Source organism: Microbacterium karelineae (assembly GCF_009745985.1).
Taxonomy (GTDB): Bacteria; Actinomycetota; Actinomycetes; order Actinomycetales; family Microbacteriaceae; genus Microbacterium; species Microbacterium karelineae.
In genome coordinates this window covers 41,503-63,615 of the sequence record NZ_WFIX01000191.1, presented here as the reverse complement: position 1 = coordinate 63,615, position 22,113 = coordinate 41,503, and the positions used below count along the sequence as shown (strand labels likewise).

21 protein-coding genes are annotated in these 22,113 nt (G+C 72.7%); 20 read left to right on the top strand and 1 reads right to left on the bottom strand.

The features are described 5' to 3' along the window. Positions 1-11 precede the first annotated feature (11 nt). The 18 genes from aroC to GB932_RS16675 all read left to right on the top strand — a co-directional run bounded on the left by aroC (position 12) and on the right by GB932_RS16675 (position 19,528). Positions 12-1,220 (top strand): chorismate synthase, encoded by a 1,209-nt coding sequence (gene aroC, locus GB932_RS16760; RefSeq protein WP_156761857.1) that lies wholly within the window; start codon positions 12-14, stop codon positions 1,218-1,220. Then, entirely contained in the window at positions 1,213-1,758 is a 546-nt protein-coding gene (locus GB932_RS16755; protein WP_156761856.1) for a shikimate kinase, read from the top strand. The genes aroC and GB932_RS16755 overlap by 8 nt, the downstream gene beginning before the upstream one ends. Beyond that, positions 1,755-2,873 (top strand): 3-dehydroquinate synthase, encoded by a 1,119-nt coding sequence (aroB, locus tag GB932_RS16750; RefSeq protein WP_156761855.1) that lies wholly within the window; start codon positions 1,755-1,757, stop codon positions 2,871-2,873. The genes GB932_RS16755 and aroB overlap by 4 nt, the downstream gene beginning before the upstream one ends. A 65-nt stretch (positions 2,874-2,938) precedes the next feature. After that, on the top strand, positions 2,939-3,502 hold the full coding sequence (gene efp, locus GB932_RS16745; RefSeq protein WP_156761854.1) for an elongation factor P: 564 nt from the start codon (positions 2,939-2,941) through the stop codon (positions 3,500-3,502). 5 nt (positions 3,503-3,507) lie between these two features. Beyond that, complete coding sequence (nusB, locus tag GB932_RS16740) at positions 3,508-3,918, top strand: transcription antitermination factor NusB (protein WP_156761853.1); 411 nt, start codon at positions 3,508-3,510, stop codon at positions 3,916-3,918. Positions 3,919-3,986: 68 nt separating this feature from the next. Then, entirely contained in the window at positions 3,987-4,532 is a 546-nt protein-coding gene (pyrR, locus tag GB932_RS16735; RefSeq protein WP_156761852.1) for a bifunctional pyr operon transcriptional regulator/uracil phosphoribosyltransferase PyrR, read from the top strand. Beyond that, the gene (locus tag GB932_RS16730; protein WP_156762245.1) at positions 4,532-5,503 is read left to right on the top strand and encodes an aspartate carbamoyltransferase catalytic subunit; all 972 of its coding nucleotides are present in this window, start codon (positions 4,532-4,534) and stop codon (positions 5,501-5,503) included. Before pyrR ends, GB932_RS16730 begins: the two co-directional genes overlap by 1 nt. Then, positions 5,500-6,810 (top strand): dihydroorotase, encoded by a 1,311-nt coding sequence (locus tag GB932_RS16725; protein ID WP_156761851.1) that lies wholly within the window; start codon positions 5,500-5,502, stop codon positions 6,808-6,810. Before GB932_RS16730 ends, GB932_RS16725 begins: the two co-directional genes overlap by 4 nt. Next, positions 6,807-7,310, top strand: a complete 504-nt coding sequence (locus GB932_RS16720) for a PH-like domain-containing protein (protein ID WP_156761850.1) — start codon at positions 6,807-6,809, stop codon at positions 7,308-7,310. Before GB932_RS16725 ends, GB932_RS16720 begins: the two co-directional genes overlap by 4 nt. Further along, on the top strand, positions 7,307-8,485 hold the full coding sequence (carA, locus tag GB932_RS16715; RefSeq protein WP_156761849.1) for a glutamine-hydrolyzing carbamoyl-phosphate synthase small subunit: 1,179 nt from the start codon (positions 7,307-7,309) through the stop codon (positions 8,483-8,485). Before GB932_RS16720 ends, carA begins: the two co-directional genes overlap by 4 nt. Then, positions 8,478-11,759 (top strand): carbamoyl-phosphate synthase large subunit, encoded by a 3,282-nt coding sequence (gene carB / locus GB932_RS16710; RefSeq protein ID WP_156761848.1) that lies wholly within the window; start codon positions 8,478-8,480, stop codon positions 11,757-11,759. The genes carA and carB overlap by 8 nt, the downstream gene beginning before the upstream one ends. Beyond that, a complete protein-coding gene (gene pyrF / locus GB932_RS16705) occupies positions 11,756-12,634 on the top strand; it encodes an orotidine-5'-phosphate decarboxylase (protein WP_156761847.1) in 879 nt (292 codons plus the stop codon). Before carB ends, pyrF begins: the two co-directional genes overlap by 4 nt. Beyond that, positions 12,631-13,539 (top strand): guanylate kinase, encoded by a 909-nt coding sequence (gene gmk, locus GB932_RS16700; protein WP_156761846.1) that lies wholly within the window; start codon positions 12,631-12,633, stop codon positions 13,537-13,539. Before pyrF ends, gmk begins: the two co-directional genes overlap by 4 nt. A 36-nt stretch (positions 13,540-13,575) precedes the next feature. Beyond that, a complete protein-coding gene (gene rpoZ, locus GB932_RS16695) occupies positions 13,576-13,833 on the top strand; it encodes a DNA-directed RNA polymerase subunit omega (protein ID WP_156761845.1) in 258 nt (85 codons plus the stop codon). A gap of 100 nt (positions 13,834-13,933) precedes the next feature. Then, positions 13,934-15,124, top strand: coding sequence for a methionine adenosyltransferase (gene metK / locus GB932_RS16690; protein WP_156761844.1), 1,191 nt, complete (start codon positions 13,934-13,936; stop codon positions 15,122-15,124). Between the two features lie 8 nt (positions 15,125-15,132). Then, entirely contained in the window at positions 15,133-17,151 is a 2,019-nt protein-coding gene (locus GB932_RS16685; RefSeq protein ID WP_156761843.1) for a primosomal protein N' family DNA-binding protein, read from the top strand. A 29-nt stretch (positions 17,152-17,180) separates the two neighbouring features. After that, positions 17,181-18,116: a methionyl-tRNA formyltransferase gene (fmt, locus tag GB932_RS16680; RefSeq protein WP_156761842.1), complete on the top strand. Its 936-nt coding sequence runs from the start codon at positions 17,181-17,183 to the stop codon at positions 18,114-18,116. Further along, on the top strand, positions 18,113-19,528 hold the full coding sequence (locus tag GB932_RS16675) for an RsmB/NOP family class I SAM-dependent RNA methyltransferase (protein WP_156761841.1): 1,416 nt from the start codon (positions 18,113-18,115) through the stop codon (positions 19,526-19,528). Before fmt ends, GB932_RS16675 begins: the two co-directional genes overlap by 4 nt. A gap of 7 nt (positions 19,529-19,535) precedes the next feature. Here GB932_RS16675 and GB932_RS16670 read toward each other — a convergent pair whose 3' ends face one another. After that, complete coding sequence (locus tag GB932_RS16670; protein ID WP_156761840.1) at positions 19,536-21,056, bottom strand: hypothetical protein; 1,521 nt, start codon at positions 21,054-21,056, stop codon at positions 19,536-19,538. Between the two features lie 62 nt (positions 21,057-21,118). On the opposite strand from GB932_RS16670, the gene rpe reads away from it, so the two are divergent. Then, entirely contained in the window at positions 21,119-21,793 is a 675-nt protein-coding gene (gene rpe, locus GB932_RS16665; RefSeq protein WP_156761839.1) for a ribulose-phosphate 3-epimerase, read from the top strand. A 16-nt stretch (positions 21,794-21,809) separates the two neighbouring features. Next, on the top strand, positions 21,810-22,073 hold the full coding sequence (locus GB932_RS16660) for a phosphoribosyl-ATP diphosphatase (protein WP_156761838.1): 264 nt from the start codon (positions 21,810-21,812) through the stop codon (positions 22,071-22,073). Positions 22,074-22,113: the final 40 nt, after the last annotated feature.

Below are 22,113 nucleotides of genomic sequence, written 5' to 3'. Positions count from 1 at the left end.
GGCTGGAGGGCATGCTCCGCGTGCTGACGGCCGGTGAATCGCACGGCCCCGAACTCGTCGCCATCATGGAGGGCCTCCCCTCCGGCGTTCCCGTCTCTCCTCAGGACATCCAGGACGACCTGCAGCGCCGCAAGCTCGGCTACGGCCGCGGCTCGCGCATGAAGTTCGAGCAGGACGAGCTGACGCTCTCGGGCGGCATCCGCCACGGGCTCACGATGGGCAGCCCGATCGCGCTGCGCATCGGGAACACCGAGTGGCCGAAGTGGACCGAGGTCATGAGCGCCGAGCCGACCGAGCTGAGCGAGAAGTCGCGCGGCCGCGGCGCCCCGCTCACGCGTCCCCGGCCGGGCCACGCCGACCTCGTGGGCATGCAGAAGTACGACTTCGACGAGGCCCGCCCCGTGCTCGAGCGCGCGAGCGCCCGCGAGACCGCCGCGCGCGTCGCGCTCGGCGCCGTCGCGCGGAAGTTCCTCGGCGAGCTCGGCGTCCGCCTCGTGAGCCACACCCTCTCGATCGGCCCCGTCGCCGCGCCGGAGGGCGCCCCGCTGCCGACGCCCGATGACGTTGCCGTGCTCGACGCGGATCCGCTGCGCTGCTTCGACGCGGAGACCTCGGCGCGCATGGTCGACGAGGTCGACGACGCGCGCAAGGCGGGCGACACGCTCGGCGGCATCGTCGAGGTGCTCGCCTACGGCCTGCCGCCGGGGCTCGGATCGCACGTGCACTGGGACCGCCGGCTCGACGGGAAGCTCGCGCAGGCGCTCATGAGCATCCAGGCCATCAAGGGCGTCGAGGTCGGCGACGGCTTCGAGACGACGCGGCGCCGCGGCTCGGCCGCGCACGACGCGCTGTACCCGTCCGACGACGGCGTCGCGCGGGGATCCGACCGCGCAGGCGGCACGGAGGGCGGCATGTCGACCGGCACCCTGCTGCGCGTTCGCGCCGGCATGAAGCCGATCGCGACCGTTCCGCGCGCGCTCGACACGATCGACGTCGCCACGGGCGAGACCGCAGCCGCGCACCACCAGCGCTCCGATGTGTGCGCGGTCCCGGCGTCGGGCGTCGTGGCGGAGGCGATGGTCGCGATCACGCTCGCCGACGTCGTCCTCGAGAAGTTCGGCGGCGACTCGATCGCCGAGACGCGTCGCAACCTCGAGGCGTACCTCGCGGCGATCCCCGACACGCTGCGGAGCGCACCCCACTCGATCCCGCATGAGTGACCCGCGCTCCGTCGTCTTCATCGGCCCCATGGGGGCGGGGAAGTCCAGCATCGGGCGCCGCGTCGCCAAGCGGCTGGCCGTCTCGTTCACCGACACCGACAGCCTCATCGTCGCGGAGCACGGGCGCATCGCCGACCTGTTCTCGTCGCGCGGCGAGGCCGAGTTCCGGCGCATCGAGCGCGCCGCGGTGCGCGACGCTCTCGCCCGCGGCGGGGTCGTCGCGCTGGGCGGGGGCGCCGTTCTGGATCCCGACACCCGTGCGGATCTCGCCGCCCATCTCGTCGTGCTCCTCACGGTCTCGGAGCGCACGGTCGCCTCGCGGATCCAGGGCGCGAAGCGCCCGCTGCTGAACCACGGGGATCCGCTGGCCGAGTGGAAGCGCATCGCCGCCGAGCGCCAGCCGATCTACGAGGAGCTGGCCGACATCGCATTCGACACGTCGCGCGGGCCGCTGCGGGAGGTCGTGACGGGCGCCGCCGAATGGGCGTCCGCACGGCTGGCGGGCACGGCATCGCCGGACACAGGAGGGGCATCATGACCGAGCACACGGCCATCCACGTCGAGGGCACGCCGGGGTACGACGTGACGATCGGGCACGGCGCCCGCCGCCTGCTCCGCGCGTCGCTCCCGCCCGAGGCGCGCAAGGTGCTCATCGTGCATCAGCCGACCCTCGGCCGCATCGTGAACGAGCTCCGCGACGAGCTGCTCGCCGAGGGCGACCTCGAGGTCCTGCTCGCCGAGATCCCGGACGCCGAGGGCGCCAAGCGCGTCGAGGTCGCGTCCTTCCTCTGGGGGATCCTCGGGCAGGCCGACTTCACCCGCACCGACGCGATCGTCGGCTTCGGCGGGGGAGCGGCGACCGACCTCGCCGGCTTCGCGGCGGCGACCTGGCTGCGCGGCGTCGCGGTCGTGCAGGTGCCGACGACGGTGCTCGGCATGGTCGACGCGGCCGTCGGCGGCAAGACGGGCATCAACACCGCCGAGGGCAAGAACCTCGTCGGGGCGTTCTGGGCGCCGCGCGCGGTGCTGTGCGACCTCGAGCTCCTCGAGGCGCTGCCCGAGAACGAGCTCAAGGCGGGCTTCGCCGAGGTGCTCAAGGCCGGCTTCATCCGGTTCCCCGAGATCCTCGACATCGTCGAGGCGGATCCCGGGCGCGCCCTCGACGTGACGGGCCCGGAGTTCCGGCGCTGCATCGAGCTCGCGATCCAGATGAAGGCGGACGTCGTCGGCGAGGACTTCCGCGAGGCGGGGCTGCGCGAGACGCTCAACTACGGCCACACGCTCGGCCACGCGATCGAGCACGCGGAGCGCTACCAGTGGCGTCACGGCGCGGCGATCTCGATCGGGATGATGTTCGCCGCCGAGCTCTCGCGCCTCGCGGGGCGCCTGGGCGACGCGGCCGTCGACCGGCACCGGCGGGTCCTCGAGCTGCTCGGCCTGCCGACCACGTACCGCGCGGGCGCGTGGAACCAGCTGCACGCGACCATGCAGCGCGATAAGAAGGCGCGCGCGGGGCAGCTGCGCTTCATCGTCCTCGACGACCTCGGAAAGCCGTCGGTGCTGCAGGCGCCGGACCAGTCGCTGCTCTTCGCGGCGTACCAGGAGGTCGCCGAGGAGCAGCAGGGCGGAATCATCCAGACGGGTTCGCGATAGGATCATCCCTCGGGCCCACGTCAGGCCCTCGCACACCCCACAATCACGAAACGGAACTCCTCTTCATGGCATCCACCGCAGACATCCGCAACGGCGTCGTCCTCGCGATCGACGGACAGCTCTGGAGCGTCGTGGAGTTCCAGCACGTGAAGCCGGGCAAGGGCGGCGCGTTCGTCCGCACGAAGCTGAAGAACGTGGTCTCGAACAAGGTCGTCGACAAGACCTTCAACGCGGGGTCGAAGGTCGACATCCAGAACGTCGACCGCCGCGACTACCAGTACCTCTACAGCGATGGCGACTCCTTCGTGTTCATGGACACGTCGGACTACGACCAGATCAACGTCCCGGCCGCCCTCGTCGGCGACCAGGCGCGCTTCATGCTCGAGAACATGATGGTCACGATCGCGATGCACGACGGCCAGCCCCTCTACGCGGAGCTGCCCCCGTCGGTCGTCCTCGAGGTCACGTACTCCGAGCCGGGCCTGCAGGGCGACCGCTCGAACGCCGGCACCAAGCCCGCCACCGTCGAGACGGGCGCCGAGATCCAGGTGCCCCTCTTCGTCGGCGAGGGCACGAAGGTCAAGGTCGACACCCGCACGGGTGAGTACCTCAGCCGCGTGAACGACTGACCCCGGTGAGCGCACGCACCAAGGCGCGCCGCCGCGCGCTGAACATCCTCTTCTCCGCCGATGTGCGGGGCGACGCGCTGCCCGTCGCCCTCGCGGCGGAGGCCCAGCGTGCCGCGAGCGAGCCCGAGCGCCAGGCGTCCTGGCTGTACGCGCGCGAGATCGTCGACGGCGTCGTCGATCACGCGGACGAGATCGACGAGCAGATCGCGGCCCACAGCCGCGACTGGAAGCTCGATCGCATGCCCGCCGTCGACAGGGGGCTGCTGCGCCTCGCGACGTGGGAGATCCTCTTCAACGACGAGGTGCCCACGGCCGTCGCGATCGACGAGGCGGTCGAGCTCGCCAAGGAGCTCTCGACCGAGGACTCGGGTGCCTTCGTCCACGGCGTGCTCGCACGCGTCGCGCGCTCGACCTGAGTAGACTGCTCTTCCAGCACCACCTGCACCTTTAACACCGTCCCGTGAGGCGGAGAAGGGAGCGGCAGATGGGCACGAGAACCGTGCTGCATGAAGCCGACATCACGCGTGCGCTCACGCGCATCGCGCATGAGATCCTCGAGTCGAACAGGGGCCCCGGCGGCCTCGTCCTCCTCGGGATCCCGACCCGCGGCGTCGCGCTCGCGGAGCGGCTCGCCGCGCTGATCGAGCGCTTCGGAGGCGAGCCGGTCGCGGTCGGTCAGCTGGACGTCACGATGTATCGCGACGACCTGTCGAAGCATCCGACGCGCGCGCCGCGCCCCACGTCGATCCCCGACGGCGGAATCGACGGCCGCGTCGTCGTGCTCGTCGACGATGTGCTCTTCTCGGGCCGCTCGATCCGCGCCGCGCTCGACGCGATCGGCGACATCGGCCGCCCCGCGGCCGTGCGGCTCGCGATCCTCATCGACCGCGGGCACCGCGAGCTGCCGATCCGCCCCGACTTCGTCGGCAAGAACCTGCCGTCCGCGCGCTCGGAGCGCGTGAACGTCTCGGTGACGGAGGTAGACGGCGTCGACGAGGTCACGATCGCCGGCCCGGGGGAGGACGCATGATGCGGCACCTGCTCGACACGCGCACGCTGGCGCGCGAGGACGCGATCCGGATCCTCGACGTCGCCGAGGACATGGCCGCGACGCAGGACCGGCAGGTCAAGAAGCTGCCGACCCTGCGCGGAAAGACGGTCGTGAACCTCTTCTTCGAGGACTCGACCCGCACGCGCATCTCCTTCGAGGCGGCCGGCAAGCGGCTCTCGGCCGACGTCATCAACTTCTCCGCCAAGGGCTCCAGCGTGTCGAAGGGCGAGAGCCTGCAGGACACGGCGCAGACGCTCGAGGCCATGGGCGCCGACGCGGTCGTGGTGCGTCACGGCGCCTCCGGCGCGCCCCGCACGCTCGCGACGAGCGGGTGGATCGACGCCGGGGTCGTCAACGCGGGCGACGGCACGCACGAGCACCCGACGCAGGCGCTCCTCGACGCGTTCACGATGCGCCGCCGCCGATACGGCGCGGGCGCGAGCCGCGGCCGCGACCTCGCGGGGTACCGCGTCGCGATCGTCGGCGACGTCCTCCACTCCCGCGTCGCGCGGTCGAACGTCTGGCTGCTCGACGCGCTCGGCGCCGAGGTGACGCTCGTCGCCCCGCCGACGCTCGTGCCGCAGGACGTCTCCGGCTGGCCGGCGCGCGTCGTGTACAGCCTCGACGAGGCGATCGCGGCGGCCCCGGAGGCGCTCATGATGCTGCGCATCCAGACCGAGCGGATGACCGGCTCGTTCTTCCCGAACGAGCGCGAGTACGCCCGACTGTGGGGCCTCGATCCGATGAGATTCGCCGCCCTGCCGGACGATACGATTGTGATGCATCCCGGGCCGATGAACCGGGGGCTCGAGATCTGCGCGGAGGCCGCCGACTCGCCGCGCGCCACGGTGCGCGAACAGGTCGCGAACGGGGTCTCCGTGCGCATGGCCGTGCTCTACCTGCTGCTGGCCGGGGAGCACGCGGGAACCGAGACGAAGGAGGACCGATGAGCGAGGTGCTCCTCATCCAGGGCGCGGCGATCGAGGGCGCGGAGCGCGCCGACATCGTCATCGAGGACGGGCGGATCGCCGAGGTCGGCACCGGCCTGAGCCGGGCCGGCGCGCGCGCGATCGACGCCGACGGCCTCGTGGCGCTGCCGGGACTCGTCGACCTGCACACCCACCTGCGCGAGCCCGGCTACGAGGCGAGCGAGACCATCACGACGGGCACGCGCGCCGCGGCCGCGGGCGGCTTCACCGCGGTGTTCGCGATGCCGAACACGCACCCCGTGGCGGACACGGCGGGCGTCGTCGAACAGGAGGCCGCGCTCGGCGAGGCCGCCGGATATGCGACCGTGCAGCCCATCGGCGCCGTCACGGTCGGGCAGAAGGGCGAGGCGCTCGCAGAGATCGGCGCGATGGCGCACTCCCGCGCCCGCGTGCGGGTCTTCAGCGACGACGGCTTCTGCGTCTGGGATCCGCTGCTCATGCGCCGCGCGCTCGAGTACGTGAAGTCGTTCGGCGGCGTCGTCGCGCAGCACGCGCAGGACCCCCGCCTCACGGAGGGCGCCCAGATGAACGAGGGCGCCGTCTCGGCGGAGCTCGGCCTCGTGGGCTGGCCGGCGGTCGCCGAGGAGTCGATCATCGCGCGCGACGTCCTCCTCGCGGAGCACGTCGGATCCCGCCTGCACGTGTGCCACCTGTCGACGGCGGGCAGCGTCGACATCGTGCGTTGGGCGAAGAAGCGCGGGATCGACGTCACGGCCGAGGTGACGCCGCACCACCTGCTGCTCACCGACGAGAACGCGCGCGGATACGACGCGGTCTACAAGGTGAACCCGCCGCTGCGGCGCGAGGAGGACGTGCGGGCCGTGCGCGAGGGCCTCGCCGACGGCACGATCGACATCGTCGCGACCGACCACGCGCCGCACCCCGCCGAGGCGAAGTGCACGGAGTGGGCCGCCGCGGCGCACGGCATGGTGGGCCTCGAGAGCGCCCTTCGCGTCGTGCACGACACGATGGTGGCCGATGGGCCGTTCGACTTCGCCGACGTCGCGCGCGTGCTCTCCGCCGCACCCGCCCGCATCGGCGGGCTCGCGGGGCATGGCACGCCGATCGCCGCGGGGCAGCCGGCCGAGCTCACGCTCTACGACCCGGCGCCGCGCGCGCCGTTCACGCGCGACGATCTGCGCGGGCGCAGCACGAACTCGCCGTACGTCGGGCGCGAGCTGCCCGGCAGCGTCCGCTGGACGATCCACCGCGGATACGCGACGCTGGCCGACGGCGAGGTCGTCGACCTCGCGGGCGGTGCCGGATGACCCGCGAGGCGGCCTCGCTCATCATGATCGCGATCGCGCTCGTCGTGCTCGCCCTCATGGTGTGGGGCTGGCGGCGACGAACCCGCCGCGACGCGGATGTGCGCGTTCCGCTCGGCGAGCCGGCGGGCGACGCCGTCGCGACCTTCTCTGGCCTGCTCGTCGCGACGACCCGTCACGACGCGCCGCTCGATCGGATCGTCGCACGGCCCCTGGCCTTCCGCTCGCGCGCCGAGATCACCGTCACGACGGCGGGCCTCGGGCTGGCGATGCCGGGGGAGCCCCCGGTGTTCATCCCGGCGGACCGCATCGTCGGCGCCGGACGCGCCACCTGGACGATCGACCGCGTCGTCGAACGTGACGGCCTCGTCCTCGTCGCCTGGAGCGACGGATCCCAGACACTCGACACCTACCTCCGCCTGCCGGACGACGACCCCGCGCTCCTGACGCGCGCGATCGACGACATCTCGGCGGCGGGCACACCCACGGGAGCGACATCATGACCCCCACCGACTCCGTCACCGCCCTCCTCGAGAGGGACCGGGCCGTCCTCGTGCTCGAGGACGGCACCAGGTACTCCGGCTCTGCGTACGGCGCCCGCGGCACGACCCTCGGCGAGGTCGTCTTCTCGACCGGCATGACCGGCTACCAGGAGACGCTGACCGACCCGTCCTACGCCGGCCAGATCGTGCTGCAGACCGCGCCCCACATCGGCAACACGGGCGTCAACTCCGAGGACCCGGAGTCGCGGCGCATCTGGGTCGCCGGGTACATCGTGCGCGACCCCTCGAGGGTCGTCTCGAACTGGCGCGCCGACGAGTCGCTCGACGCCGCGCTCGAGCGCGACGGCATCGTCGGCATCTCCGGCATCGACACCCGCGCCGTGACGCGGCGGATCCGCTCCGAGGGATCCATGCGCGGCGGTGTGTTCTCCGGCGAGCAGGCGGAGCTGTCCGCCGATGAGCAGCTTCGCCTCGTGCGCGAGGCGCCGGAGATGGCGGGTCGCAACCTCTCCGCCGAGGTGTCGGTCCAGGCCGCCGAGGTCACGCCGGCCGAAGGCGACCGCATCGGCAACCTCGCGGTCATCGACCTCGGCATCAAGAAGGCGACGGTCGAGAACCTCGCGCGCCGCGGCTTCGAGGTGCACGTCCTCCCGCAGAGCGTGACGGCCGATGAGCTGCGCGCGATCGATCCCGTCGCGGTGTTCTACTCGAACGGCCCCGGCGACCCCGCCGCCTCAGCGGCGCATGTCGAGCTGCTGCAGGGCGTGCTGCGCGACGGCCTGCCGTTCTTCGGCATCTGCTTCGGCAACCAGCTGCTCGGCCGCGCCCTCGGGCTCAGCACGTACAAGCTGCCCTTCGGGCACCGCGGCATCAACCAGCCCGTCCGCGACAAGCTGACGGGCCGCGTCGAGATCACGGCGCAGAATCACGGATTCGCGGTCGACGCCCCGACGGAGGGCGTGTTCGACAGCCCCGCCGGCTTCGGGCGTGTCGAGGTGAGCCACATCGGCCTCAACGACGACGTCGTGGAGGGCCTGCGCGCGCTCGACATCCCCGCGTTCAGCGTCCAGTACCACCCGGAGGCCGCGGGCGGCCCGCACGACGCCAACTACCTGTTCGACCGTTTCCGGGATCTCGTCCTCGAGACCCTCAGCAAGAAGGGCGCCCATGCCTAAGCGCGATGACATCTCCTCCGTCCTCGTCATCGGATCCGGGCCGATCGTCATCGGCCAGGCGTGCGAGTTCGACTACTCGGGCACCCAGGCGTGCCGCGTGCTCCGTGAGGAGGGCGTGCGCGTCATCCTCGTCAACTCCAACCCGGCGACGATCATGACCGATCCCGACTTCGCCGACGCGACCTACATCGAGCCGATCACCCCCGAGGTGATCGAGTCGATCATCGTCAAGGAGCGGCCTGACGCGATCCTCCCGACGCTCGGCGGCCAGACGGCGCTCAACGCCGCCATGTCGCTGCACGACCTCGGCATCCTCGAGAAGCACGACGTCGAGCTCATCGGCGCGAACGTCGACGCGATCCGCAAGGGCGAGGACCGCCAGGTCTTCAAGGAGCTCGTGATCGAATCGGGCGCCGAGGTGGCGCGCAGCCGCATCGCGCACACGATGGACGAGGTGCTGGCGGCGGCCGACGACCTCGGCTATCCGATGGTGGTGCGCCCGTCGTTCACGATGGGCGGCCTGGGCTCGGGCTTCGCGCACGACGAGGCGGAGCTGCGCCGCATGGCGGGGCAGGGGCTCGTCGAGTCGACCACGACCGAGGTGCTCCTCGAGGAGTCGATCCTCGGCTGGAAGGAGTACGAGCTCGAGCTCATGCGCGACACGGCCGACAACACTGTCGTCGTCTGCTCGATCGAGAACGTCGACCCCGTCGGGGTGCACACGGGCGACTCGATCACGGTCGCGCCGTCGCTGACGCTCACCGACCGCGAGTACCAGCAGCTCCGCGACATCGGCATCGACATCATCCGCGCCGTCGGCGTCGACACGGGTGGCTGCAACATCCAGTTCGCGATCAACCCGGACGACGGGCGCATCATCGTCATCGAGATGAATCCGCGCGTGTCGAGGTCGTCGGCGCTGGCATCGAAGGCGACGGGCTTCCCGATCGCGAAGCTCGCCGCGAAGCTCGCCCTCGGCTACCGCCTGGACGAGGTCCCCAACGACATCACGAAGGAGACGCCGGCGTCGTTCGAGCCGACGCTCGACTACGTCGTCGTCAAGGTGCCCCGGTTCGCGTTCGAGAAGTTCCCCGCCGCGGATCCGACCCTCACGACGACCATGAAGTCGGTCGGCGAGGCGATGGCGATCGGCCGCAACTACGCGACGGCGCTGCAGAAGGCGCTGCGCTCGATCGAGAAGCGCGGATCCAGCTTCCACTGGGGCGAGGAGAGCCGGTCCGTCGACGCGCTGCTCACTTCGATGCGCACACCGACCGACGGGCGCATCGTCGACGTTCAGCAGGCGCTCCGCCTCGGCGCGACGGCCGAGCAGGTCTTCGAGGCGACGAAGATCGACCCGTGGTTCGTCGACCAGATCGTGCTCATCAACGAGGTGGCCTCCGCCATCGCCGCGGCGAGTGACCTCGACGAGCGGGTGCTTCGTCTCGCGAAGGACCACGGGTTCTCGGACGCGCAGATCGCGCAGCTGCGCGGGCTCGACGAGGCAGAGGTGCGTCGCGTCCGGCACGGCCTCGGCGTCCGCCCGGTCTACAAGACCGTCGACACCTGCGCGGGCGAGTTCCCGGCCCTGACGCCGTACCACTACTCGTCGTACGACGCCGAGACGGAGGTGATCCCCTCGGATCGCCGCAAGGTCGTGATCATCGGATCGGGCCCCAACCGCATCGGGCAGGGCGTCGAGTTCGACTACTCGTGCGTGCACGCGTCGTTCGCGCTGAGCGACGCGGGCTTCGAGACGATCATGGTCAACTGCAACCCCGAGACGGTCTCGACCGACTACGACACCTCCGACCGGCTGTACTTCGAGCCGCTCACCCTCGAGGACGTCCTCGAGGTGCTGCACGCGGAGAGCGCGTCGGGAGAGCTCGTCGGCGTGGTCTGCCAGCTCGGCGGGCAGACGCCCCTCGGCCTCGCGCAGGGCATCCAGGACGCCGGCTACACGATCCTCGGAACGAGCCCGGCCGCGATCGACCTCGCGGAGGACCGCAAGCTGTTCGGCGAGATCCTCGAGCGCGGGGGCCTCGTCGCGCCCCGCAACGGCACGGCCACGACCGAGGATGAGGCCGTCGCGATCGCCGAGGACATCGGCTATCCGGTCCTCGTGCGCCCCTCGTTCGTGCTCGGCGGGCGCGGCATGGAGATCGTGTACGACTCGGAGAGCCTGCACGACTACTTCGACCGCATCGCGGCGAGCGCCATCATCGGCCCCGACGCGCCGCTCCTGGTCGACCGCTTCCTCGACGACGCGGTGGAGATCGACGTCGACGCGCTGTTCGACGGCGACGAGCTCTACATCGGCGGCATCATGGAGCACCTCGAGGAGGCCGGGATCCACTCGGGCGACTCGTCGTGCACCCTGCCGCCGATGTCGCTCGGCCGCAGCGAGATCGGGCGCGTCGTGCACGCGACCCGCGCGATCGCCGAGGGCGTGGGGGTGCGCGGACTGCTGAACGTGCAGTACGCGATCAGCGCGGGTGTGCTCTACGTGATCGAGGCGAACCCGCGCGCGAGCCGCACCGTGCCGTTCGTCTCGAAGGCGCTCGGCATCCAGCTCGCGAAGGCGGCGAGCCGCGTCATGGCGGGTTCGAAGATCGCCGAGCTGCGCGCCGACGGCCTGCTCCCTGAGGCCGACGGATCCCAGGTGCCGATCGATGCCCCGGTCGCCGTCAAGGAGGCCGTGCTGCCGTTCAAGCGGTTCCGCACGGCCGACGGCCAGATCGTCGATTCGGTGCTCGGGCCGGAGATGCGCTCGACGGGCGAGGTCATGGGCATCGACCGCGACTTCCCGACGGCGTTCGCGAAGAGCCAGGCGGCCGCCTACGGCGGCATCCCGCTCTCCGGGACCGTCTTCATCTCGGTCGCCGACAGCGACAAGCGCGACGTGATCCTGCCGGCGCACCGCCTGCGCCAGCTGGGCTTCCGCCTGCTCGCGACGGAGGGCACCGCCGAGATCCTGGGGCGCAACGGCATCGCCGTCGAGGTCGTGCGGAAGTTCTCGGCGACGCAGGAGAGCGGCGAGGACAACATCGTCGACCTCATCACGCGAGGCGAGGTCGACATCATCGTCAACACGCCGAGCGGCATGTCCGCGCGCGCCGACGGCTACGAGATCCGTGCCGCGGCGGTCGGCGCCGACAAGGCGCTGTTCACGACGATCGCGACGCTCGGCGCCGCGGTGAGCGCCATGGACTCGATGGCGGGCGGCTTCGCCGTCAAGAGCCTGCAGGAGTACCAGGCGGAGCGCACGGCGTGACGGTCTCCTTCGGACAGCGCGTCCGCGCCGGCATCGGTCGGCGCGGACCGCTGTGCGTGGGGATCGATCCGCACGCGGGCCTCCTCGACGACTGGGGCCTGTCGCAGGACGCCGCGGGGGCGCGCGAGTTCGGGCTGCGCGTCGTCGAGGCGGCGGCGGGTCGCGTCGCGATCGTGAAGCCGCAGATCTCGTTCTTCGAGCGCTTCGGATCCGCCGGGATCGCGGCGCTCGAGGATGTCTCCCGCGCGGCCCGCGCGGCGGGCCTGCTCGTGATCGCCGACGCGAAGCGGGGCGACATCGGCTCGACGATGGACGCGTACGCGGCGGCGTGGCTCACGCCGGGCTCGCCGCTGGAGGCCGACGCCCTGACCGTGAGCCCGTTCCTCGGAGTGGGGGCCCTCACGGGCGCCGTCGAGACGGCCTACGCGCACGGCAAGGGCCTGTTCGTCCTCGCCGCCACGAGCAATCCCGAGGCCACGGCGCTGCAGCGGTCGACGGACGCGGACGGCCGCACCGTGTCGCAGCGGGTGATCGACGAGGTGAGTGCGCTGAACGCACACCACGCCGCCGCCGGCGAATGGGGCAGCGCGGGCTTCGTGATCGGCGCCACGGTGGACTGGGGCTCCGCGGGCATCGCGCCCTACGCGCCCGTCGCGCCGATCCTCGCGCCCGGATTCGGACACCAGGGGGCGCGCGCCGAGCAGGTCGCCGGCATCTACGGGCCGATGGCCGGCGCCGTCCTCATGAGCGAGAGCCGGAGCATTCTCTCGGCTGGGCCTGACAGGATCGCACGAGTGATCGAAGAACACGCTCGTGTCGCCGCCCAGGGCGCGAGCACGCCGGGGGAGCCACATCCGGGAGCCGCAGCAGGATGAACGAGACCCTCCGCCCACCCGAGGTCGACCGCGTCGCCGCCTCGCGCAAGGCCGTCGCGGCGCGCCGCGCACGCGCGAGCCTGAAGCGCGACCTGTCGACGCGGGTCGTGACGCCGCAGGAGGTCCTGCGCCGCGCGATCGCCGATCCCTCGTCCGCGGCGGGAACCCTGCGCGTCCCCGAGTTCCTCACGGCGCTGCCCGCGATCGGCGAGGGCAAGCGCGACCGGATCCTCGCCGAGCTGCAGATCTCGCCCGTCAAGCGCCTCGGCGGGCTGGGCTCGCGCCAGCGCGATGCGCTGCGCGGCTGGCTCGACGAGCGGTCTCCCGAACCGCGCCCGCGCCCGGGGCGGAGCAGCCTCGTCGTCCTCGCCGGCCCGACCGCGGTCGGGAAGGGCACGGTCGCCACGCACATCCGAGAGAACCACCCCGATGTTCTCCTCTCCGTCTCCGCCACGACGCGCGCGCCGCGGCCTGGCGAGGAGGATGGGCGTCACTACTACTTCGTCGACGACGCCGAGTTCGACCGGATGATCGCGCAGAACGAGCTGCTCGAGTGGGCGACGGTGCACGGCACGCACCGATACGGCACGCCGCGCGGACCGATCGATCGCGCCCTCGCCGAGGGGCGGTCGGTGCTGCTCGAGATCGACATGCAGGGCGCCTTCCAGGTGCGGGCATCGGAGCCGCGGGCGACCCTCGTGTTCCTCCTGCCGCCGTCGTGGGATGAGCTCGTCAGCCGCCTCGTCGGTCGGGGGACCGAGGACGAAGAGGAGCGCACCCGTCGGCTGCGCACGGCGCGCACCGAGCTCGCCGCCCAGGGCGAGTTCGACTATCGGATCGTGAACGAGGACGTCGCCGACGCGTCCCGGCAGGTCGTAGACTTGATGCAGGCGTCCGCGCGCTGACGCTTGTCGTTGCGCGCGAAAACAGAAGGAGAACTCATGGCCACGGAGAACAAGGGCATCATCGATCCGCCGATCGACGAGCTGCTCGACCGCGTCGACTCGAAGTACCAGCTCGTGATCTACGGCTCGAAGCGGGCCCGCCAGATCAACGACTACTACACCGACCTGCAGGAGGGCTCGCTCTTCGACAACGTCGGGCCGCTCGTCGACTCGGGCGTCGAGGACAAGCCGCTGTCGATCGCGCTCCGCGAGATCCACCAGGACAAGCTGCGTCTGCGCGCCGTCGGGGAGTGACGCTCCCCACCGCTTTCTGAGGGCCCCCGTCATTCGGATGTCGGGGGTCCTCGGCATACTCTCTGTCGTTCCCGTTCACCACGCACACTGAGGATCCGCGATGAGCCTGCGTCTGTTCACCTCCGAGTCGGTCACCGAGGGCCACCCCGACAAGATCTGCGACCAGATCAGCGACAGCGTCCTCGACGCTCTCCTCGCGCAGGATCCTGACGCGCGCGTCGCCGTCGAGACGCTCGTGACGACGGGGCTCGTGCACGTCGCCGGCGAGATCCGCACCGAGGGCTATGCCGACGTGCAGACGATCGTGCGCGACGTGATCCGCCGCATCGGCTACACCTCGAGCGACATGGGCTTCGACGCCGACTCGTGCGGCGTGACGGTCTCGATCGGCGAGCAGTCCCGCGAGATCGGCGACGGCGTGATGACGAGCGCCGAGCACCGCGGGGGCGATGACGACGACGCGCTCGACCAGCAGGGCGCGGGCGACCAGGGCATCATGTTCGGCTACGCGACGAACGAGACGCCGAGCTACATGCCGATGGCGATCTGGACGGCGCACCGCATGGCGGAGCGCCTCACGAAGGTGCGCCGCTCCGGCGAGCTGGCGTTCCTCCGCCCCGACGGCAAGACGCAGGTGACGCTCGGGTACGAGGGCCACGTTCCCCGCACGGTCGAGACCGTCGTGCTCTCCACGCAGCACAGCCCCGAGATCTCGCAGGCCGACCTCGCCGAGGCGGTCGAGCGGCTCGTGATCGCGCCGGTCCTCGAGGAGACCGGCCTCGACACGTCCGGCGTCGCGCTGCACATCAACCCGTCCGGCAGCTTCGAGCTCGGCGGCCCGAAGGCCGATGCCGGCCTCACGGGCCGGAAGATCATCATCGACACCTACGGCGGCGCGTCGCGCCACGGCGGCGGCGCGTTCAGCGGCAAGGACCCGTCGAAGGTCGACCGCTCGGCCGCATACGCGATGCGCTGGGTCGCGAAGAACGCCGTCGCGGCGGGCCTCGCCGAGCGGCTCGAGGTGCAGGTCGCGTACGCGATCGGCACGGCCAGGCCGGTGGGGCTGTACGTCGAGACCTTCGGCACCGGCTCTGTGAGCGACGAGGCCATCACGGACGCGATCGGCTCGGTCTTCGACCTGCGCCCGGGGGCGATCATCCGCGACCTCGACCTCCTGCGCCCCATCTACGCGCAGACGGCGGCCTATGGTCACTTCGGGCGCGAGCTGCCCGACTTCGCGTGGGAGCGCACCGACCGCGTGGAGCAGCTGCGAGCAGCCGCGGGGCTCTGACGGGCCCCGTGTCCGCGCACGCCGACGGATCGGGCCGCGCCGCGCGCCCGATCGCGCGCGTGCTCGTCGACTCGCCGCTGCCGCAGCTCGACCGCCTCTTCGACTACGCCATCCCTCCGCAGCTGGAGCCCGAGGCGCGACCGGGGGTCCGCGTCAAGGTTCCACTGCGCAGCGCGGGGCGTGTGCTGCAGGGGTTCGTCGTCGACGTCGGCGAGGAGCCGGACGCGGAGCGCGCCCTCGCCGAGATCGAGACGGTGGTCTCGACGGCCGCCGTGCTGCCGGCGCGCCTGCACGATCTCGCGCGCGCGGTCGCCGACCGTGCGGCGGGGTCGGCGAACGACGTCGTGCGGCTCGCGATCCCGCGCCGCATGGTCCGGGCCGAGAAGGCGTGGCTCGCGCGCGAGGCGAGCGCGGCGCCGCGCGTCGACGACGACGCGCTCGCGCGGGCCGAGGGGATCCTCGGCGAGCACCCGGGGCTCGCGGAGCGCCTCGCTGCGGGGGACCGCGTCGCCGTCGACGCCGTCCCCGTCGCGACGGGCGGCGCGCCCGCGTGGGCGGGCCTGATGTCGTCGGCCGCGGCCGCGACGCTCGCGGGAGGGCGCTCCGCGATCCTCGCCGTGCCGGACCACCGCGACCTCGCGCGCCTGGCCGACGCCCTGGCGGAGATGGTTCCGGAGGAGGCGATCGTGCGCCTCGACGCGCAGCAGTCGGCGCCCGCGCGGTACGCGAACTACCTCCGCACCCTCGAGGACGCCCCCTGCATCGTCATCGGCAACAGGTCGGCCGTGCTGGCACCGGTCGCGGACGCCGGGCTGGTCGCGCTGTGGGACGACGGCGACCCCCTCTACGAGGAGCCGCTCGCCCCCTACGCGCACGCCAGGGACGTCGCGCTCGTGCGGCAGAGCCTCGCGGGCGGCGCGCTCGTCTTCTGCGGGCACACCCGTTCGTCCGATGTCGAGCGGCTCGTCGGCATCGGCTTCGTCGCCGATGTGCCGCGGGCGCGGCGCGTGTCGCCGCGCGTGGTGCTGGCCGCCCCGCAGGATTCCCCCGAGACGGCACGCATCCCGTCGTCCGCGTTCCGCACGGCGGGCGAGGCGCTCGCGCACGGGCCCGTGCTCGTGCAGGTCGCGCGGCCCGGATACGCGCCGACGCTCGTCTGCGCCGAGTGTCGGGCGCCGGCGCGCTGCGCGCCCTGCGGCGGGCCCCTCTTCGCGCCGGCGCGCGGCGCGACGCCGACCTGCGGCTGGTGCGGGCGCTCCGCGCACGGCTGGCAGTGCGCGCACTGCGAGGCGACGCGCGTGCGCCTCGCGTCGAGCGGGTCCGAGCGTACGGCCGACGAGCTGGGCCGGGCGTTCCCCGGTGTGCGGGTGATCGTCGCCGACGGCGCCCACCCGGTGGAGCGCGTCGACGACGCACCCGCCCTCGTCGTCGCGACGCGCGGCGCGGAGCCGTGGGCGCCGGGCGGCTACCGCGCCGTCCTGCTCCTCGACGGCGAGCGCATGCTGCAGGCTCCCGATCTGCGTATCGGCGAGGCCTGCCTGCGCGGTTGGTCGAACGCGGCCGCGCTCGCGGCGCCGAACGCGACCATCCACCTCGTGGGCGTGACGGGCCCCGTCGCGCGCGCCCTCGCGACGTGGACGCAGCCCGCCTATGCGCGTTCGGAGCTCTCGGAGCGCGCGCCCCTGAAGATGCCGCCCGCATTCCGCGTCGCGCGCGTCGAGGGCGATGTGCCGCAGATGTCCGACGCGCTGAGCCGGCTGCGCGTCGACGTGCCGGAGCTGCCGGACGACGCCGTGCTCGGACCGGTGCCGGCCGACGACGTCGCGGGACGCAAGCGGGCGAGGGCGCTCGTGCGCTTCGACTACGCGCGAGGAGCGGACGTCGCGCGCAGCCTCCGCGCATCGGTCGTGCAGGCCGCCGTGACGTCGCGCTCGCGCCGCCCGAAGCGGGAGGAGACCTCGGGTCGCACCCGGAGCCCGGCGAATACACTCGCAGTGCGGCTCGACGTCGCCGATCCCGAGCTGTGAACCACCCCGTCGAAAGGACCTCCCTCTCCATGCCGCACCCCCGTCGCCCCCGGATCGTCTTCGCCGGAACACCCGATCCGGCTGTGGCGTCGCTGCGCGCGCTGCACGCCGCGGGGCACGACATCGTCGGCGTGGTGACGCGGCCCGACGCACCGCTCGGCAGGAAGCGCGTGCTCACGCCGTCGCCCGTCGCGCGCGCCGCCGAGGAGCTGGGGCTGCCGATCGTGAAGGCCGCACGGCTGGACGACGAGGCGACGGGGCGGATCCGCGCGCTCGCGCCGGACCTCGGCGTGGTCGTCGCGTACGGCGGGCTCGTGCGCGAGCCGCTGCTGTCGGCCCCGGGGCACGGCTGGATCAACCTGCACTTCTCGCTCCTCCCGCGCTGGCGCGGCGCCGCGCCCGTGCAGCATTCCCTGATCGCGGGGGAGCCCGAGACGGGGTCGAGCGTCTTCCGGCTGGTTCCGGAGCTCGACGCGGGTGATGTGCTCGCCATGCGCCCCTACACGCCGGGCGCCGATGAGACCGCGGGTGAGGTGCTCGCCGCGCTGGCGGCGTCCGGGGCCGAGCTCCTCACGGAGGTCGTCGCCGGCATCGCCGACGGCACGGCGGTCGCCGAGCCGCAGCGGGGCACGCCGACGTTCGCCCCGAAGCTCAGCCTCGAAGACGGCCGGCTCGACTGGTCGCGTCCCGCCGACGAGCTGCTCGCGCGCTTTCGCGGCGTGACCCCCGAGCCGGGGGCGCACACGACGCTCGCGGGGGAGCGCTTCAAGATCCTGTCGGCCCGCCCGGCGCCGGGCGCCGAACCGCTCGCCCCGGGGGCGGTCGCCGCGACCCGCGGCGGCGTCCTCGTCGGCACGGACACGAGCCCCGTGCTCGTCGAGCGCGTGCAGCCGGCGGGCAAGGCGGCGATGGCGGCGGCCGACTGGCACCGCGGGCTGCGCGATGCGGCGGTCCTGGGCGCATGAGCGGGACGGATCGCCGGGCACGGCACCCGCGCCGCGGCCGCGCGCCCGGCGGCCAGGCGGTGCAGCCCGCGCGCGAGGTCGCGTACCGGGTGCTGCGCGCGGTGGAGGCGGACGACGCGTACGCGAACCTCCTGCTCCCCGCGGAGATCGAGCGGGCGGGCCTCGCGCCGGGCGACGCGGCCCTGGCGACGGAGCTGACCTACGGGACGCTGCGGGGCCGCGGGATGTACGACGCGATCATCGCCCTCGCCTCCGGTCGCGCCCCCGACGCGATCGACGCGGGCGTGCTCGACGCGATCCGCCTCGGCGCCCATCAGCTGCTCGCGACGCGCGTCGCCTCGCACGCGGCGGTCAACGAGGCCGTCGCCCTGGCGCGCCGCGCGAGCGGGCAGGGCGCCGGCGGGTTCGCGAACGCCGTCCTGCGACGGATCTCCCGCGACACGCCGGGTCAGTGGCGCGATGCGATCGTCGCGGCCGCGCGCAGCGATGACGAGGCGCTCGGATCGACGACGTCGCATCCCGTGTGGGTCGTGCGCGCGCTGCGCCGCGCCCTCGCCGCCGAGGGCCGGGCATCCGAGCTGGACGAGCTGCTCGCGGCCGACAACGCGTCGCCGGCGGTCACGATGATCGCGCTGCCGGATCTCGCCGAGCCGGGGGAGCCGCGCACCCCCTTCTCGCCGCTCGGCTTCCGCGCCCCCGCGGGCGATCCCGAGCCGCTCGTGCGGGCGTCGGGCGGCGCCCGGCGGGTGCAGGACGAAGGATCCCAGCTCGTCGCGCTCGCGCTCGCGCGCCTCGAGCCGTCGCGGATGGGCGAGCGGTGGCTCGACCTCTGCGCGGGCCCTGGCGGCAAGACCGCCCTGCTCGCGGCCGAGGCGCGCACGGTCGGGGCGCGGCTCGAGGCGAACGAGGTCGTTCCCGCGCGGGCGGGGCTCGTGCGGAGGGCGCTCGAGACCGTTCCGGGGACGGTCGACGTCCACGAACGCGACGGGCGCGCGCTCGCGCGGGAGAACGCGGGCGCCTTCGACCGGATCCTCGTGGACGCCCCCTGCACGGGGCTCGGGGCCCTGCGACGTCGCCCCGAGGCGCGCTGGCGCAAGCGCCCCGACGATGTGGCGGAGCTCGTGACGGTGCAGGAGGAGCTCCTCGACGCGGCGATCGACGCGCTCGCGCCGGGCGGCGTCGTCGCCTACGTCACCTGCTCACCGCACCTCGCCGAGACGACGGGTGTCGTGCGGACGATCGCCGAGCGGTGGGGCGAGGCGATCGAGCTCCTCGACGCGCCCGCCGCGCTGCAGGCCGTCGCGCGGCAGCCGCTCGACCTGGGCGCCCGCGCCGACCTCCCGGTGGCACAACTGTGGCCGCACCGCCACGGCACCGACGCGATGTTCCTTGCGCTCATCCGGCGGCGGTGAGGATGCGTCACCAGCTCTCGTGCTCCCAGGTGACGGGGAGCTCGGGATCCGAGAGATCGACCCACACCTCGTCGAGCGTCTCGTATGCCGTGCACTCGACGTCGACGCCCCCGCCTGAGCAGTCGGCGGTGACGTCGAACTCGATGTAGCGATATGACTCGGCGCGGAGCGCGTCGTCGTATGCGAGGGCCACGCCCTCTGCGCCGCTGTCCCAGGAGATCTCGCGCGAGAGCGTGCCGTCGACCGGCACGCCCCCGGAGAACGCGTCGGCGGCGAGCGTGCCGCACGGCGTCTCGAGGGTCGTCGCGGCCGCGCACTCCGCGAGCGACGCCTCGATCGCCGCGTCCACTGCCTCGGCGGCTTCCGGGAGCAGGGCGGCGCCGGCGAACGAGTCGATCGGCGCGGGGATCGGCAGGAGCCGGTCCTCGAGGAGGACCTCGCCGCCGTGCTCGTCGTACCCCCGCAGGGTGGTCAGGTCCGAGCCGGTGTCGACGGCGTACACGCCGGGCAGGAGCACGTACCTGTTGTCCTCGTCGATCGGAACCCCCTCGAGGGTCAGACCGGCGGGCAGCATATCGGGGCTCATCCACTGCGCGAAGTTCTCGGGCGACACGGCCCACTCGGCGTCGGCCCACGTCGACTGCTCGACCTCGATGTCATCGCTGAAGAGCACATCGTCGCCGAGGCGGAACGACACCTCGACGTGCGCACGCCAGCTGTAGTCGGGATCGGCCTCGACCTCGCCGACCGAGAGGCCGGTCAGGGGCGCCCGCGCCGAGATGCCGTCCAGCACCTCCTGGGTCAGGAGCGCGTGGCTCTCATACTCTCCGTCGTCGTCGGGGTCGACGTCGAGCCGGGCGAGGGCCTCGTCGAGGTCGGCGGCCGCGACGGCTTCGAAGAACTCCGCGGTGATCCGTGCGATGTCCTCCTGGGCGGCCTCGGAGGCGGCCTCGTCGACGGCGCCGTCGTCATCGAAGGCCGAGCCGAACACTCCGAACAGCACGGGGAGCGCGACGGCGGCGCCGATGACCCACGGCACGACGCGGAAGCCCCTCTTCGCGGCCGCCGCCGCGGCCGCGGGACGCGCCGCGTGCCTCCGCCGCTTCGGCGTGGTCCGATGCGGCACAGGGGGAGCGAGCGGAGATCCGACGGGTGTCGCGGGGCGCAGAACGGGGCCCTGCGCGGGTGACGCGGGATTCGCCTGGCGGGGAGCGGGGGCGACCGGAGGTGCGGGGGCCTCGGGAACAGCGGCCTCGGGTGCGGAGGCCTCAGGTACGGAGGACGGCACTGCGGCGGTCCCCGGCGCAGGATCGGGGGCGACGGGTTCGGCGACGGCAGCGCCGTCGACCCGGTCGGCGCCCGCAGCGAGGTCCGAATCCGTGAGAGGCGACGCCTCGCGGCTCGCGTCGGCCGATTCGGGCGCCTCCCTCTGCTCGTCCGCCTCGTCGCCGGTCTGCCACGGCATGCGCCGGTCCCAGCGGAACACGTCGTCCCGATGCCCGTCCTTCTGCCAGGGGAATTCGCTCATCTCCCCACCCCCCTCGATCGCGGACTTCACATTACCGAGCCCCGCGCAGGGATAATGACGGGGTGACACCTCCCGAAGCCCCGCGCATCAACCCGAGCATCCTGTCCGCCGACTTCGTGAATATGCAGCGTGATCTCGAGCGCATCTCGGGGGCCGACCTCGTGCACGTCGACGTCATGGACAACCACTTCGTGCCGAACCTCACGTTCGGGCCGCAGATGGTCGAGCGCATTCAGGCGACGAGCCCGATTCCGCTCGACGTGCACCTCATGATCAGCGACGCCGATCGCTGGGCGCCCGGCTACGCCGAGATCGGGGCCGCGTCGGTCACCTTCCACGTCGAGGCCGCGCGCGATCCCATCGCGCTCGCGCGGCGGATCCGCGACATCGGCGCGCGCGTCGGCATCGCGGCGAAGCCGGGGACGAGCGTGGAGCCGCTGCTCGATCACCTCGGCGAGTTCGACCAGGTGCTCGTGATGACCGTCGAGCCGGGGTTCGGCGGCCAGAGCTTCATGCCGGAGACGATGCCGAAGCTCCGCGAGCTGCGTGAGGCGGCCTCGCGCACGGGGGCGGACGTGTGGCTGCAGGTCGACGGCGGCATCGGCCCCGGCACGATCGAGCAGGCCGCGGCTGCGGGCGCCGACACGTTCGTGGCGGGATCCGCGGTGTTCGGCGCCGAGGACATCGGCTCGCGCATCCACGAGCTGCGTGAGCTGGCGCGAGCCCACAGCCACTGACCGGTAGCCTGGTCGGGTGAAAACGTTCGAGGACCTGTTCGCCGAGCTGAGCGAGAAGGCGCAGACGCGACCCGAGGGATCCGGCACGGTCGAGGAGCTGGATCGCGGCGTGCACTTCATCGGCAAGAAGATCGTCGAGGAGGCCGCCGAGGTCTGGATGGCGTCGGAGTACGAATCCGACGCGGAGGCCGCGGAGGAGATGTCGCAGCTGCTGTACCACCTGCAGGTGATGATGATCGCGAAGGGCCTCACGCTCGCGGATGTCTACCGACATCTCTGAATCGCCGCCGACCCCTCTCGACCCGATCAGAAAGACTCCC